Annotated in this window: 13 protein-coding genes; 4 read left to right on the forward strand and 9 right to left on the reverse strand. The window is 49.0% G+C overall.

Going from position 1 to position 14,381, the window contains the following annotated elements:
* Window positions 1-116: 116 nt before the first annotated feature.
* From AACQ93_RS05315 to AACQ93_RS05355, 9 genes are all read right to left on the reverse strand, one after another.
* Complete coding sequence (locus AACQ93_RS05315) at window positions 117-806, reverse strand: SDR family oxidoreductase (protein ID WP_007461842.1); 690 nt, start codon at window positions 804-806, stop codon at window positions 117-119.
* 310 nt (window positions 807-1,116) lie between these two features.
* Window positions 1,117-1,626, reverse strand: a complete 510-nt coding sequence (locus tag AACQ93_RS05320) for a VC2046/SO_2500 family protein (RefSeq protein ID WP_064602699.1) — start codon at window positions 1,624-1,626, stop codon at window positions 1,117-1,119.
* A gap of 67 nt (window positions 1,627-1,693) precedes the next feature.
* The gene (locus AACQ93_RS05325; protein ID WP_064606509.1) at window positions 1,694-2,854 is read right to left on the reverse strand and encodes a PatB family C-S lyase; all 1,161 of its coding nucleotides are present in this window, start codon (window positions 2,852-2,854) and stop codon (window positions 1,694-1,696) included.
* 103 nt (window positions 2,855-2,957) lie between these two features.
* Entirely contained in the window at window positions 2,958-3,932 is a 975-nt protein-coding gene (locus AACQ93_RS05330) for an alpha-L-glutamate ligase-like protein (protein WP_007461848.1), read from the reverse strand.
* Between the two features lie 4 nt (window positions 3,933-3,936).
* The gene (locus tag AACQ93_RS05335) at window positions 3,937-5,442 is read right to left on the reverse strand and encodes an inactive transglutaminase family protein (protein ID WP_007461850.1); all 1,506 of its coding nucleotides are present in this window, start codon (window positions 5,440-5,442) and stop codon (window positions 3,937-3,939) included.
* Window positions 5,443-5,456: 14 nt separating this feature from the next.
* Window positions 5,457-6,233 (reverse strand): ATP-dependent zinc protease family protein, encoded by a 777-nt coding sequence (locus AACQ93_RS05340; RefSeq protein ID WP_064602700.1) that lies wholly within the window; start codon window positions 6,231-6,233, stop codon window positions 5,457-5,459.
* 89 nt (window positions 6,234-6,322) lie between these two features.
* On the reverse strand, window positions 6,323-7,297 hold the full coding sequence (gene cmoB / locus AACQ93_RS05345; RefSeq protein WP_064602702.1) for a tRNA 5-methoxyuridine(34)/uridine 5-oxyacetic acid(34) synthase CmoB: 975 nt from the start codon (window positions 7,295-7,297) through the stop codon (window positions 6,323-6,325).
* A 16-nt stretch (window positions 7,298-7,313) separates the two neighbouring features.
* Complete coding sequence (gene cmoA / locus AACQ93_RS05350) at window positions 7,314-8,042, reverse strand: carboxy-S-adenosyl-L-methionine synthase CmoA (RefSeq protein WP_007461855.1); 729 nt, start codon at window positions 8,040-8,042, stop codon at window positions 7,314-7,316.
* 175 nt (window positions 8,043-8,217) lie between these two features.
* Complete coding sequence (locus tag AACQ93_RS05355) at window positions 8,218-9,105, reverse strand: DUF72 domain-containing protein (RefSeq protein ID WP_064602704.1); 888 nt, start codon at window positions 9,103-9,105, stop codon at window positions 8,218-8,220.
* Window positions 9,106-9,419: 314 nt separating this feature from the next.
* Between AACQ93_RS05355 and aspS the strand changes: the two genes are divergently transcribed.
* From aspS to AACQ93_RS05375, 4 genes are all read left to right on the forward strand, one after another.
* The gene (gene aspS, locus AACQ93_RS05360; RefSeq protein WP_007461858.1) at window positions 9,420-11,204 is read left to right on the forward strand and encodes an aspartate--tRNA ligase; all 1,785 of its coding nucleotides are present in this window, start codon (window positions 9,420-9,422) and stop codon (window positions 11,202-11,204) included.
* A 171-nt stretch (window positions 11,205-11,375) separates the two neighbouring features.
* Window positions 11,376-12,119 (forward strand): YebC/PmpR family DNA-binding transcriptional regulator, encoded by a 744-nt coding sequence (locus tag AACQ93_RS05365; protein WP_007461859.1) that lies wholly within the window; start codon window positions 11,376-11,378, stop codon window positions 12,117-12,119.
* A 67-nt stretch (window positions 12,120-12,186) separates the two neighbouring features.
* On the forward strand, window positions 12,187-12,708 hold the full coding sequence (gene ruvC, locus AACQ93_RS05370) for a crossover junction endodeoxyribonuclease RuvC (protein ID WP_007461861.1): 522 nt from the start codon (window positions 12,187-12,189) through the stop codon (window positions 12,706-12,708).
* Between the two features lie 157 nt (window positions 12,709-12,865).
* Window positions 12,866-14,320 (forward strand): methyl-accepting chemotaxis protein, encoded by a 1,455-nt coding sequence (locus AACQ93_RS05375; protein WP_064602706.1) that lies wholly within the window; start codon window positions 12,866-12,868, stop codon window positions 14,318-14,320.
* The last annotated feature ends 61 nt before the right edge of the window (window positions 14,321-14,381 follow it).

The following is a 14,381-nucleotide window of genomic DNA, read 5'->3' on the forward strand; positions in this document are numbered from 1 at the left end:
GCACTTCTTTCGAAGTAAATTATTAAGCCCGCCAATTTGGCGGGCTTTTTCTTTGTATGAACTCATTTCTATCACGAGTTAGTACGTATTCTATTCACAATTATCACACCTAAGTTCTATTCCACTTCAGCCTCTATCATTCTCCCGTTAAAGGTATCATTGCTAATGATATATTCTGCGCTGCGGACTATTTCATAGAGTAAGGTTTGGCTAAACGTGGTGTGAGATTCCTGGTCATCATCATAATCAATGGCAAGTGGGACTATACCGCCAACCCGGATTCCGAACTCAGCCAGTTCTTTGGCCCAGCTTTTGGTTAATCCTGCGAGCATGGCTTTGGCGCCGTTATTGATAAATTGATGAGGATTAGCCTGATTAGCGGCAAGGTTGATGATTAACCCTGTGTGATTATGTTCCCGCATATAGTTTGCCGCCTGTTTACCAAACGTGAAGAAGGGGGTCGCGCCTTCAGCCATTGAACGGTAGAACTTATCAACGGAAGCCGGACTTAATAATCTTGGTAAATCAGAACCCAGCCAGTAGTTAATCAGAATATCTATTGCGCCATAATGGTTATGTACATCCTGAATGATATGCGAAATTGCGGCTTCATTCTGGCTGTCCAGGAAGAATGGTTGAGAGTTACCGCCTGTTTTTAGGCAGGCTTTATGGGTTTCCTGTAATCGTTCCTGTTCTATATCGATTAAAGCCAGGCTTGCACCCAACGATGCAAAATGGAGTGATATGGCTTTGCCAATCGGGCTGCCGGCGGCAGTGATCACTATGACAGATTGTGCGATTTTCATAGCTCTTGTGTTCTCCCTGTTCTTACCGGCATGTGTATTGAGCCTCAGGTTGTTGGCAGTGCTACTACTCAAGCAAATTTAAATATAGTTCTTTGCTGTGAAGCATTTTGCCTGATACAGGCGATAGTTGGCTGAAAAGTTGGACGCTCATAAATACTGAATCTAACCAGCTAAATTTACTGTGAAAAGTGATTCAGATTATTATTTAGTCCGTTTTAATGTTAGCGAAATGTCAGCAAAGTGCGTCTGCAAAGTAACAAAGTCATGATAGGGGTCACGAAAAGCCCAAGAGTGTGATCAGTAAGGTTTTTTAAGCAGTCTGATACATCTCGGAAAAGCGTTTTGCTTGAATAAGCGACAGGTATAGATCCTGAGGTGATGCCTTAATTTTTGCCTCTTCTTTCGGCGGCAACATACGGCGTTCATGGCCCGACAGGTTGTGATAAACCTCTTCAGGCAGGCCTTTTGTATCCTGTGGAGGGAAGGTCAGCGCGGTTGGCTGAAGCTCTTGCAGCAGGCGAACGCCATTGAGCCCGCTTTCGTGAAAGGCTTTGGCCTGTGCCGCCGCATTTTCATAGCAGTGTTCAGATGTTGTCAGAGGTTGAGGATCGCGGAGCTCAAAATAAGCACGCAGCTCTGCCTCAGTTTTCCCCTTCGGTGGAGGGGCGTCAACAGGTACCGTTTCCAGATGATCCGGAGACAACATCGCCAGCATTAATGCAAAGTCAGCTCGGCGACCGCCTTCAACCGCGTGGTTGAGCTGGCCACCTAGCTGCACTTCATTAATAAGCTGTGCTTTGTCTAAGGTATGGATCTGCATCTGATAAAGGGTTTTTCGCTAATGATTCCCTTTTATCGGAGCAAATTGTCAGAACTTTAGGAAAAAATCACTTGGTAGCAGGCAGTTGCTCGATTGCTGACCGCATGCGCCTCAGAGCCTCACTCAGTGTTTTGCTGTTACAGGCAAAATTTAATCGAACAAAGCCTGAATTACCGAAATCGGCACCGGGTGAGAGACCGACACCAGCTTGTTCAAAAAATTTAAATGGGCTGGCAACTGGCAGTGAGGATGCATCAATCCATGCCAGGTAGGTGGCTTCAATATGTTCAAGAGTCAAATAGGGCATGGCATTGATTTCTTGTTCCAGCGTGTCGCGGTGCCGGCGTAAAAAAGCCAATTGTAAATCAAGCCACGGTTCACAGTGTTCATAGGCTGCCTGAGCGGCGGTAAAGGCCAGAACATTAACCTCGGGCACTATGCCTGCTTTGGCTTTCATAAACCGGCGTCGCAACGCAGGATTGGGAATAATTGCTACGGATGCACCTAACCCGGCAATGTTGAATGTCTTGCTGGGAGCAATCAGGGTCACAGAGCGTTGCTCAGCACTCTTATTCAGGCTGGCAAATGGAATGTGCTGCTTTTCTTCATCCAGAATTAAGTCGCTATGTATTTCATCTGAACAGACTAAGAGATCGTGCTGTTCAGCGAAAGTCAGCACAGACTCAAGTTCTTCTCGTGAGTAAACCGTACCGCCGGGATTGAGAGGGTTACAGAACAGCAGCAGTTTGGCGTTTGCGGAGATGTCTGTTTGCTCAAGAGCCATCAGCCAGCGGTGGTTAAGTAGCCTGACCGGAGAAACATCCAGAGGCCGTTTGGCAAGCTTGGCGGCTGACATGAATGGCGGATAGACAGGTTTGGGGCTGATCACGCCCTGATGGCTTTCAGTAAGCGCTCTTACCGACAGGTTGATGCCACAGACAAGGCCGGGAAGGTACACTATCCAATCTGGTTCAATTTGCCAGTTATAGCGTTGTTTCATCCGTTCAACCAGCAGGTCTGTTAACCGCTGTGGTGCGGAACCATAACCGAACACACCATGATCAACATGTTGGTGCAGTGCTTCTGTGATTGCATCGGGTACTCTGAAATCGCTGTCGGCCACCCACATCGGGAGGATATCCCGGCCTTTGTATTTATCCCACTTGATGCTGTTGCTGTTCGTGCGGTCAACGTTTTGTTCAAAGAGGGTCTCTATTGAAGGTTGCATCATACTGAATCCGTTCAGAATCTGGTTGGCGGATTGTTAGGCCGTCGTTTTAATTGCATTAAAAAAACCCTGACGGGAGACATCAGGGCTTAAGTAATGTTCTTTAGAACTTGGCTCTTACACCAAACTGTTTGGCGGCATAGGCAACTCTTTCTGCCGGAGTCGGGTGTTCTACTGAACTGCCGAGGTTTTCGATATGCCGCAGGCGAGGCAGGAGACCGCTTCCGTTGGCGGTCTGAATTGCCAGCCCCGGACGGGCATTGAGCTCCAATACCATCGGGCCTTTGTATTTATCCAGAACCATGTCGGTCCCCATATAGCCAAGGCCCGTCATCTCCCAGGCACTGGATGCCAGGGTCAGGAGCCGTTCCCAGTTCGGCACGGCCAGCTCTTTGAGCAGGCGACCGGTATCCGGGTGGCGTTCAACAGGCTTGTCAAACTGAACGGCACGGATTGCCTTGCCTGTGGCGATATCTATACCGACTCCAACAGCGCCCTGGTGAAGGTTAGCTTTACCGTCAGAAGCTGCGGTTGAACAACGCATCATTGCCATCACCGGGTAACCTCGGAAAACGATAACCCGGACATCAGGAACACCTTCGTAGCTGAAGCCGTCAAAGACATCATCGAACTGGATCAGGTCTTCGACCATGGCGACATCGTTTTTACCGCCAAGGGAGAACAGGCCGGCTAGGGTGTTGGTAATATGGCGCTCAACATCCTGTTTGTTCATTTCGGCACCGGATGGCTTAGTGTAAATCCCATCTTTGTGTTTTGTGACAACCAGGATGCCTTTACCGCCAGAGCCCTGAGCCGGTTTAATTACAAAACCCGGCCAGTCTTTCACCATTTCGTGGATGCGTTTGACATATACCTGGCTGTCGATAACACCGATCAGCTCAGGCACGGTTGCCCCGGCACGCTGGGCAATGATCTTCGTTTTCAGCTTGTCATCAACCAGCGGGTACAGGCTACGGTCGTTATAGCGGCCGATATAGCTGTGGTTACGCTGGTTCATCCCCATAATACCGCGCTCACGAAGCTTGAAGGGTGAGGTAAACTGTGAAAACAGTGACATTGGCTTAGCCCTCCGCAAGCGGCTTGAAGCGACGTAGCTCGCTCAGGCGATAGCCGGTGTAGTTACCCAGCATCAGGATTAGTGCCAGCACAATCAGCTGCATACCGATAAAGTTAAAGGTCAGATGGCGAACCAGGTCATTAGTCATTGCCAGGTAAACCAGTACCGCTGTCAGTAGTGAGCCGCCACCCTGAATCATGACTTCTTTCGCACCTTCCTCTTCCCATAGGATCGACATACGTTCGATGGTCCAAGACAGGATGATCATAGGGAAGAAGGTGATGGAAAGCCCTTCAACCAGTCCGATCTTGAAGGCCACCACGGTAAATACCGAGATGATCATGATTACTGTGATAATTACAGCCGATATCCTGGCAACCAGTAGCAGGTTGAGCCGCGACAGGTAACCACGGATGATCAAACCGGTGCCGACAATCAATAAGAAGCCGAGAATACCTGTGAGCAGTTGGGTTTGAACAAAAGCTACAGCAATCAGTACCGGCATGAAGGTACCGGAAGTTTTCAGGCCAATGATGATCCGCAGGAAGACCACAATCAAGGCACCGATAGGTACCAGCATGATGGTCTTGAACATTGCCTGCTCTTCGACCGGCAGACTGTGGATTGAGAAGTTCAGCAGATCTTCTGCCTGTACTTTTTCTCTTGTTGCTTGCTGTGGCGTAATGTCCTGGGCAATGATAGAGAAGCTGATATTAGAGTTACGTCCACCGATAACATCCAGCAAGGAATGGCCTTCCTGGTTCCACAGCATAATATTGTCTGGTTTACCTTCACGTCCGGAGTACAAATCGAACAGCTGCCAGTGTTCGCTATCCCAGACTTCAACCATAGGTTCAATGCTCTGGCGGCGGCGACCATCTTCAAGCTGCAGTCCGCCAACAATACGTGAATGGATACCTTCCAGTGATAACAGACTGGTAATGGCTTTTTCGCGACTCAGGTTGTTGAGCAGCAATGAAGCATTCTGATTGTTTTTGTCATTGAACTGTTTGATTAGCTCACGGGCCAGGGTGATATTGTCGGAAGACAGTTTACGGGCCTGTTCTAGAAGCGCCGTTGCAGCCGTTTGTTGCGGGTTGTCGAGGCTGACTGGTGGTGTGTCACCTTTTGGTGGCTCAACAGTGTAGCTAGCCTGATCGTCAACCAGCATCTGGGTTTTGTAATAGAGGATTTGTTTGCCAGTGGCTTCACGAACAGACCATTCAGCACGACGGCCTGTGTCTGTGTCAATTAGAGCCACACCATAACCTGGTGAAGAGGTACTTTCATCGATAAGGGTGAAACCCTGCTGGGTTTCCGGTGCGGCCATAGATACTTTGACCGGATCACCGATAGCATCAAACTCAATACGGGCTTCTAGCTCCCAAAGAGCACGCTCTTCACCCGGAGTCCATGGAACGCCGTAGACGTCATGTCGGTACATGCTGAGAGCAGCACCGGCAATAACGAGCAAGGTGATTAAAAAATAAAACGGGATTCTTGACGTCATGGCATCCTCATCAATCAGATTTTAGTTTTTTGTATTTTTTGTTCGTTCATGCCCTGAACATATTTTTTACCGACATCCACAAGAGCAATATCTTTAAAGAAATCACGACCTAACAATACTGGGTAGGTCATATGAGAGCGATCTGCAAGAGTGAACTGGGTCTTTTCGTGAAGTTGCCCAAGGTTTACCCATGCTTCGATGACCGGACGGCGTTCCGCCTGCTCAGTTGTTGACTGACGGATTTTCACCCAGCGCACCACAGGGGCTTCGACAATTTCGGTATTTTTGTCGTTGCCGTCAGAAATGTGGTCAAGGTTGAAACGAACCCACTCTTTACCGTCACGCTCGAAAACCTGTAGGTCAACAGCGTTCAGGGAAGAAGTTGTAGCCCCGGTATCAATCCTGGCTTTGAAGAAAGTTTGTATAGAGTCTAGCCAAACCCATTCTTCTTCACCCAAAATGACTTTGCCGTGAGCCACTTTAGTATCTGTGGCTGGTGCGGCAACGGGAGCAGGGGCTGCCTTGTCTTCGCTCGGTCGTTGCAATGTAGCAGCATTAAGTTGCTGCGACTGCTGTGCCAGTTCTTCGGAGATGGATGACAGTTCTTTCTCAAGATTAGCAATGTAGGTATTTTGCTCATCAATCTGTTTGATCATGGTGGCAAGCTGGAAGTTAACTCGCTGCTCCATGGTGTTGATGGCTGTCATGGTTTGTTGGTGGTCTGCAGACTGCGTAATGGTGCAGCCGGAAAGTAAAGCAAAAGTGAAAAGTGGCACACTGCGGCGAAGCATCGTATCTCCCGGTAGTACTTCTAATTTTTCTTTAGGCGGCGATAGTTTAGCGTACAAAAAGGGATGCGAATAGCATCCCTTGTCAAGTCTTAGTCAGGATTTGTGGCTACCAGTATGGCTCGCTTCGGTGCCGGGTAACCTTCAATTGTTTTGGTAGGGTCTTCCGGGTCCAAATATTCAGGAAGTGAATTATTGGTCATCCAGTCAGTTGATCGTTGTTCATCGGTAGTGGTAACACATTCGTCAACAATACGGACATCAACAAAACCGCATTTCTCCATCCAGACTTTCAGCGCTTTGGCTGAAGGGAAGAAATAAACATTGTGCATCTGGGCATAACGGTGAGTCGGAACCAGTACGGCATTTTCATCGCCGTCAATAACCAGGGTTTCCAGAATCACTTCACCACCTTTGCGCAGCTGGTTTTTAAGCTGAATAATGTGATCCAGCGGAGAACGGCGGTGGTAAAGCACCCCCATACTGAATACTGTGTCGAATGCTTTCAGTTCCGGCAGTTGTTCAATACCCAGCGGCAGCAGGAAGGCACGGTTGTCCTGCCCCATCAGGCGCTTAATTGCTTCAAACTGGATCAGGAACAGGTTTGACGGGTCGATACCGACAGTCAGTTCCGCACCTTCACCCAGCATACGCCACATGTGATAACCGTTACCACAGCCTACATCAAGCACGCTACGGCCTTTCAGCGGAGAGATGTGCGGCAGAACGCGATCCCATTTCCAGTCTGAACGCCACTCGGTATCAATGTGAATACCGTGCATGTTGTACGGGCCTTTACGCCATGGGTGAAGCAGGCGAAGTAAGCTTTCCAGGCGCTTTTTCTCACCATCGGCAACGCCGTCTTCGTAGCGAACGCTAACTTCATTTTTGATATCAATGATATCCGGCTTGTCGGTCGGGAATTTTTTAAGGGCACGCATCCAGCGGCCCATGTCGCCGTGCTCGGCTTCTTCCCAGTCGCTTAATTGCTTAGGTAGGGTATTCAGCCACGGACGCAGGGTTTCGTGTTGGGCAATGAGCTGATAGAACTCAGAAAAACTAAACATAGTGGAGCGGTATACCTTATTTAATGGCGAACATTGAGCCGAAGTTGAAGCACTGGAACCAGACTTCAGTACTGCTGAAGCCGATATTGCTCAGGCGCTGCTTGTGGGTGTCAATGCTGTCAGGACGCATCACGTTCTCGATAGCACTGCGTTTCTGGCTGATTTCCAGCTCGCTGTAGCCATTGGCACGTTTGAAGTCATGGTGTAGGTCGATCAGCAGCTCGTGTGAGCACTCATCGTCAAAAATGTATTTTTCAGACAGGATCAGAATACCGCCAGGGCGCAGGCCGGCGTAGATTCTTTCCAGCAGCATCTGGCGGTCGTCAGGTGCCAGGAACTGGAGGGTGAAGTTCAGAACGACGACGGAGGCGTCTTTGATTTCGATATCGCGGATATCAGCTTCAATCACCTGAACCGGCGTATCTGAGCGGTAGGCATTGATGTGAAGGCGGCAACGCTCAACCATGGCAGCTGAGTTGTCAACCGCGATAATTTGACAGCCTTCCTGCTGGATGTGGCGGCGCATAGATAAAGTCGCGGCACCCAGTGAGCAACCGAGGTCGTAAACTTTTGAGTAAGGTTTGGCAAAGCGCTCAGCCAGCATACCAATTGCAGATATGATGTTGCTGTAACCCGGTACCGAGCGTTGAATCATATCCGGAAAAACTTCAGCTACACGTTCATCAAAAGTGAAATCACCGAGCTTTTCGATTGGCGCAGCAAAAATATTGTCGTGGCCTGCCATTCTCACGAACCTCTTAAAACGTTAAAGAACCTGATCCTTTCTAAGATACAAAGTGTGTTCCGTCACTCTTTGAAAGGTCGCGTATTGTAGTGAAAATGCGGCCGCTTGTCTTTAGTGATTTATGAATAGTTAATTTGTTATCAGCTGCAATTAAGCTGTTTTTAGTGCGGTTTGGCTAAAGCAGCGTGATTTGCGAACTCTTACCATTGAGATTAGGAAGACGAATATCGGGCAGCGTATTAGCTTCACCAAGTTGTCGCTGAAGCTGCTGATACAAACGGGTAGCCAGTTCCGGTGCTTGATTGTTATCCGGGGTGTGGATGAACAGGTAGGGCTGTTTACCATCATCCAGCCACTGGGGAATGCGTTGAAGCCAGTTGGCGAAAAACGGATCATTACTGTGATCATCCGGGTGACCAATAAAACGGATCATCGGGTTGGTTGCTGTTGCAATGGCATGAACCGGGACTTTTGGTTTCTTCTGGTGGGCATCGATGACTGCTTCTGTGGTTGGCGGTGCCGCAAAGACTGGCCTGCTGTCCATGATGATGCGGTTTGCTCCGTGATCAATTAGCAGGCGGTTCAGTATTTTTTCTTCTTCACCTTTGGCAAAGAAGGCCGGGTGGCGAACTTCGACGCCGCAGTTGAGGTGAGATGGCAGCTTTGCCAGGAATTTATCCAAAGCTGACAGGGCATTTGGGCCAAAGTTGGCGGGTAGCTGGATTTTCCATAATCCGGTTTTTTCAGCCAGGGGCTCCATTACCGTCAGGTAATCTGCCACCAGTTGCTCGCAATGCATCAACTGGTTTTGGTGGGTAATCGTTTGTGGCAGCTTAAAGGTAAAATGGAAATTGTCCGGTGTCGCTTCATTCCACTTTTTGACCGTCGTGCTAGCCGGGGTGGCATAGAAGGTTGTGTTACCTTCAACGGTATTAAAAGTTTGGGCATAACGTGCTAATCGCTCGCCGGATTTGCAGCCGGAACCATACAGGCTCTGTTGCCAATGGCTGTGGGACCACATGGCTAAACCAAGTCGAAGTGGAGGTGTCTGCGAACTGGACATATTCAGGCCTGTTTTTGCTGGTTTGGGGAAAATATCCGCGATAATCAGTCTACTATTTCTCTATTGTGCTTAGATTGTTTGGAATTAGTCAAAATAATCGGGGATTTTTACTTGATCTCGGGTTGTACCTTTTCCTACATTAGAGTTTTTCTTTATAATACCTCGTTATTTTTGCCTCTCGGCCAGAGCCACCCCCTTGAAATCGGATAAGGAATGAGCGATTCCGGCCGGGATTGATTAAGCCTGTGCATGATAAGTGATTAGCAAACCTAATTCGCTCACAGGAAAGTAAGTAAACAGATCGGGAATTTCATATGCGCACCCAATATTGTGGTCACCTGAACAAGTCCTTAGCAGGGCAAACAGTAGAGTTATGCGGCTGGGTTAATCGTCGCCGCGATTTAGGCGGTCTAATCTTCATCGATATGCGAGATCGTGAAGGTATTGTTCAGGTAGTTGTCGATCCGGATATGAAAGACGTATTCGAAGTCGCTAACCAACTGCGTAACGAATTCTGTATCCGTCTGACCGGTGAAGTTCGCACTCGTCCTGAAAGCCAGGTAAACAAAGACATGGCAACAGGTGAAGTTGAAGTGCTGGCAAACGGCCTTGAAATCATCAACCGTTCAGACGTTCTGCCGCTTGACTTCAACCAGACTAACACTGAAGAACAGCGTCTGAAGTACCGTTACCTGGATCTACGTCGTCCTGAAATGAGCGACCGTATTAAGCTGCGTGCGAAAGCGTCTAGCTTTGTCCGTCGTTTCCTTGATGACAATGCATTCCTGGACATTGAGACGCCGGTACTGACTAAAGCGACACCTGAAGGTGCTCGTGACTACCTGGTACCAAGCCGTGTTCATAAAGGCAGCTTCTACGCTCTGCCTCAGTCACCTCAGCTGTTCAAGCAGCTACTGATGATGTCTGGTTTCGACCGTTACTACCAGATCGTTAAGTGTTTCCGTGACGAAGACCTGCGTGCTGACCGTCAGCCAGAATTCACCCAGATCGATATCGAAACTTCATTCATGAGCGCAGATCAGGTGCGTGAAGTAACTGAGCGCATGATCAATGAAATGTGGAAAGAGCTGCTGAACGTAGATCTTGGCGCATTCCCTGTAATGAAGTTTGAAGAAGCAATGCGTCGCTACGGTTCTGATAAGCCAGACCTGCGTAACCCACTTGAGCTGGTTGACGTTGCGGACATCCTGAAAGACGTTGACTTCAAAGTATTTTCTGGCCCTGCAAACGATGCGAAAGGCCGTGTTGCTGTTATTCGCGTACCGGGCGGTGCTCAGCTGAGCCGTAAGCAGATCGACGAATACACTAAGTTCGTTGGTATCTACGGTGCGAAAGGCCTGGCATGGATGAAGGTTAACGATCGTGAAGCTGGCTTCGAAGGTATCCAGTCTCCGGTTGCTAAGTTCCTGAACGAAGACGTTGTTGCTCAGCTGCTTGATCGCACTCAGGCTGAATCTGGCGACATCATCCTGTTCGGTGCAGACAAGAAGCGTGTTGTTGAAGAAGCAATGGGCGCACTTCGTCTGAAACTGGGTACAGACCTTGAGCTGACAGATACTAAAGCATGGGCTCCGCTGTGGGTTGTTGACTTCCCAATGTTCGAAGAAGACGACGAAGGTAACCTGCACGCAATGCACCACCCATTCACATCTCCACTGGGCGTTAGTCCGGAAGAACTAAAAGAGAACCCTGCGGCAGCGAACTCTAACGCTTACGATATGGTTATCAACGGTTACGAAGTGGGTGGCGGTTCTGTTCGTATCCACAATGCGGATATGCAGGCGACAGTATTTGATATCCTGGGTATCAATGCAGAAGAACAGCAACTGAAGTTCGGCTTCCTGCTGAACGCTCTGAAATTCGGTACTCCACCACACGCGGGCCTGGCATTCGGTCTTGACCGCCTGGTTATGCTGCTGTGCGGTACTGAAAACATCCGTGACGTGATTGCTTTCCCTAAAACAACGGCGGCAGCATGTCTTCTGACTGACGCACCAAGTGTTGCTAACCCGGCAGCGCTGGAAGAACTGGCAATTGCAGTTCAGGTTGCTCAGAAAGAAACGGAAGAGCAGAAATAAGCTTCTTTCATCTTTTATTAGACTGGCCGAAAGGCCAGTCTTTTTTTAGGCCAGTCTGTATCAAAATCATTGCTGAATTAAATCGGCTTGGTATTAAAACGTATTCATCAGATTGGTATTCATTTGTGAAACTTTAGCCATTTGTTGGCTAATCAGAATCCGGAGTATGTTATGGCAGGTCATAGTAAATGGGCCAATATCAAACACCGTAAAGCGGCGCAGGATGCCAAGCGCGGTAAAATCTTCACTAAGCTGATCCGTGAAATCGTTGTGGCAGCCAAAGAAGGTGGCCCGGAAGCTGACAATAACCCTCGTTTGCGTGCGGCCGTTGATAAGGCGCTGTCAAACAATATGACCCGTGATACCGTTAACCGTGCAATCAGTCGTGGTGCTGGTGGTGAAGGTGACGACAACATGGAAACCGTGATTTACGAAGGTTACGGTCCTGGCGGTACTGCGGTAATGGTTGAAACCATGACTGATAACCGCAACCGTACTGTATCCGGTGTTCGTCACGCGTTCTCTAAAGCGGGTGGTAACCTGGGCACGGACGGCAGCGTAAACTACCTGTTCGACAAGAAAGGCGTGATTTCTTACGCGACAGGTCTTGATGAAGACGCTGTGATGGAAGCGGCACTGGAAGGCGGTGCTGACGACGTTGAAACCAATGATGATGGTTCTATCGACGTTTACACTACGCCGACTGATTTCGGTTCGGTGAAAGATGCACTGGATGCGGCAGGCTTTGAAGCGGTAAACGCAGAAGTAACTCTTGTTCCATCTACTAAAGCAGAGCTGGATGCAGACACTGCACCTAAGCTGCTACGCCTGATTGATGCGCTTGAAGATCTTGATGATGTTCAGGAAGTTTACCATAACGGTGATATTTCTGATGAGGTTGCAGCTCAGCTGTAATCTTGACGTGCAGTGGTTTTATCCGCAAATTGGCAGGTAAAGCATACCGTTATAGGAGCGTGACTGAATGTCAGTCATCTTAGGGATTGACCCTGGTTCGAGGATCACCGGTTATGGTGTGATTCGGCAGGTAGGGCGCAACCTTGAATATCTTGGCAGTGGGTGCATTCGCACCTCTGCCGAGGATATCCCCGGCCGGCTAAAACAGATTTATGCCGGTGTCTCAGAAGTAATCACTCAGTTCCAGCCAGATTTTTTCGCTATTGAAGAAGTGTTTATGGGGAAGAACGCCAGTTCGGCCCTTAAACTTGGCCAGGCGCGCGGCAGTGCTATTGTTGCGGCAGTAAATGCAGGGCTGCCTGTCAGCGAGTATGCAGCCCGCCTTATCAAGCAGGCTGTTGTTGGCTCCGGTGGTGCCGATAAAGCTCAGGTGCAGCATATGGTTTGTTCTGTGCTGAAGTTACCGGGTAAACCTCAGGCCGATGCGGCGGATGCCCTGGCGGTAGCAATCTGTCATGCCCACACTCATAAGACCCTGATTGCAATGGCAGGTCAGGCAAGAGGGGCAAGGCGCGGACGCTATCGTTAACGGCGGTGCGTGTTATTATTCGTTCTATCAATAGCTGTTGGCAGCTGTTGTTAACTTGATCAAAAAAGCAGTCATTGGCTGCTTTTTTCTTTTGTTAACACAAACTTATATGAATTATATTAACCAGTGGTCATATAAGGAATAAGGAACGTAGGCAATGACCCCATTGGCGATTTGGCGTATTTTGTTTATGCCATCATCGCATAGCTGGCAAGGAGAACAGGCCCGCTATGTAGAAACACTTCTCTTTTTTACTCTGCTATCTTTCTTTGTCGGTTGTTACAGCTTATTTAAATGGTTCAATCATGACCATTCGCTGTTAATAATGACATCACTGTTGCTGATAGGTTGCGAACTCATGGCTGGGGTGGTCTTACGTATGCTGCGTACACCTGAATTTGCGCTTAATATCGGCTTCTTCGGTATGGTGGCCCATGCCATCAATATCGTTTATCAAAGCGGTGGTATCGTCGTTTCGACCCAGGCATTCTGGATGCCGTTGCTGATCATTGCTTTCTTCCTGGCGGCAAAGCCATTGATGGCATCGTTCTGGAGCGTATTTGTAGTCGTTGTTTCCGCATGGATGATAAGTCAGCATTTGTCAGGGACGGTATTCCCGCACCTTGAACTGACGGATTCTGCAGCTGCTGTTGAAATCTGGTCCGGGATGATTATGCCGCTGGTGGTGATTGGCATTGCTCAGGCTTATACCGTGAAGCAGCGCCATGATGCGATTGAAGCATCAGAGCAGGCACAGCAAAGTAGCCAGGCAATTGCTGATAAAGCCCAACAGGGTGAGCAGCAGCTATCAGTGGTGCTTGAGCAAGCCAGCGATAATGCCAGCCAGCTTGGACAGGTTGCAGCTCAGTTAGAGCAGCAGTCGCTGAGCTTGCACCAGCAGGTTAATGATCTGAACCTTAACTGTGAATCTCAGGCCAGTGCGGCTGAACAGATGAGCCAGCAGTTGGTGCAGATGACAGAAGGCATTGATGAATCAGACCGTTTCGTAAGCGAACTGAAAGCTCGTAGCGAAACAATCCGTACTCAAGCAGAGAAGAGCTCAGGTTCACTGAATGCTTCAACACAGGCGATCGCCCAAATCCTCAGTAGTAATGACGAGATCATGTCCGTCGCGGATTTGATCACTTCAGTCGCAGAGCAGACCAACCTGTTGGCACTGAATGCCGCCATTGAAGCGGCACGGGCCGGAGAACAGGGTAGGGGCTTTGCTGTCGTTGCCGATCAGGTTCGGGAGCTGTCGGCGAAAAGTAATGATTCTGCCGTCGAGATACGGGCTTTGCTGGAAAAAAGCCGAAATGAAGTTCAGCACGGGCAAGCGGTTATTGAAGCAACGACAACCGAGCTGACAGGCATTATTGAGCAAATTGGCAGTATTTCCGTGGACGTAAACCGTCTGGCGGACATAATGGGCCATCAGGTCGATGCCCTGAAAGAGCTTAATTCAGCCAGTAGTGAAGTGGCAAACAGTGTGGTTGAAACCAACCATGTTTCTGACTCGGTAGCGACACAGGGTGCGCAGCTGGCAGAGCAGGTTGAAACCCTTAAAGGGCTGGCTGACAGCCTTAATGCGGTTGTTTCCTCCAGAAACTGAGTCTTTTAATCCCACCATATTTAATGAAAAAGAGCTGGATATACATCCAGCTCTTTACTAT

It is taken from the genome of Photobacterium sp. J15 (assembly GCF_963870815.1).
Taxonomy (GTDB): domain Bacteria; phylum Pseudomonadota; class Gammaproteobacteria; order Enterobacterales; family Vibrionaceae; genus Photobacterium; species Photobacterium marinum.

Bases quoted from the DNA above. Each gene is read 5' to 3' on its own strand.
- AACQ93_RS05315 (WP_007461842.1), bottom strand. From the start codon at position 806: ATGAAAATCGCACAATCTGTCATAGTGATCACTGCCGCCGGCAGCCCG.
- AACQ93_RS05320 (WP_064602699.1), bottom strand. From the start codon at position 1,626: ATGCAGATCCATACCTTAGACAAAGCACAGCTTATTAATGAAGTGCAG.
- AACQ93_RS05325 (WP_064606509.1), bottom strand. From the start codon at position 2,854: ATGCAACCTTCAATAGAGACCCTCTTTGAACAAAACGTTGACCGCACG.
- AACQ93_RS05330 (WP_007461848.1), bottom strand. From the start codon at position 3,932: ATGTCACTGTTTTCACAGTTTACCTCACCCTTCAAGCTTCGTGAGCGC.
- AACQ93_RS05335 (WP_007461850.1), bottom strand. From the start codon at position 5,442: ATGACGTCAAGAATCCCGTTTTATTTTTTAATCACCTTGCTCGTTATT.
- AACQ93_RS05340 (WP_064602700.1), bottom strand. From the start codon at position 6,233: ATGCTTCGCCGCAGTGTGCCACTTTTCACTTTTGCTTTACTTTCCGGC.
- cmoB (WP_064602702.1), bottom strand. From the start codon at position 7,297: ATGTTTAGTTTTTCTGAGTTCTATCAGCTCATTGCCCAACACGAAACC.
- cmoA (WP_007461855.1), bottom strand. From the start codon at position 8,042: ATGGCAGGCCACGACAATATTTTTGCTGCGCCAATCGAAAAGCTCGGT.
- AACQ93_RS05355 (WP_064602704.1), bottom strand. From the start codon at position 9,105: ATGTCCAGTTCGCAGACACCTCCACTTCGACTTGGTTTAGCCATGTGG.
- aspS (WP_007461858.1), top strand. From the start codon at position 9,420: ATGCGCACCCAATATTGTGGTCACCTGAACAAGTCCTTAGCAGGGCAA.
- AACQ93_RS05365 (WP_007461859.1), top strand. From the start codon at position 11,376: ATGGCAGGTCATAGTAAATGGGCCAATATCAAACACCGTAAAGCGGCG.
- ruvC (WP_007461861.1), top strand. From the start codon at position 12,187: ATGTCAGTCATCTTAGGGATTGACCCTGGTTCGAGGATCACCGGTTAT.
- AACQ93_RS05375 (WP_064602706.1), top strand. From the start codon at position 12,866: ATGACCCCATTGGCGATTTGGCGTATTTTGTTTATGCCATCATCGCAT.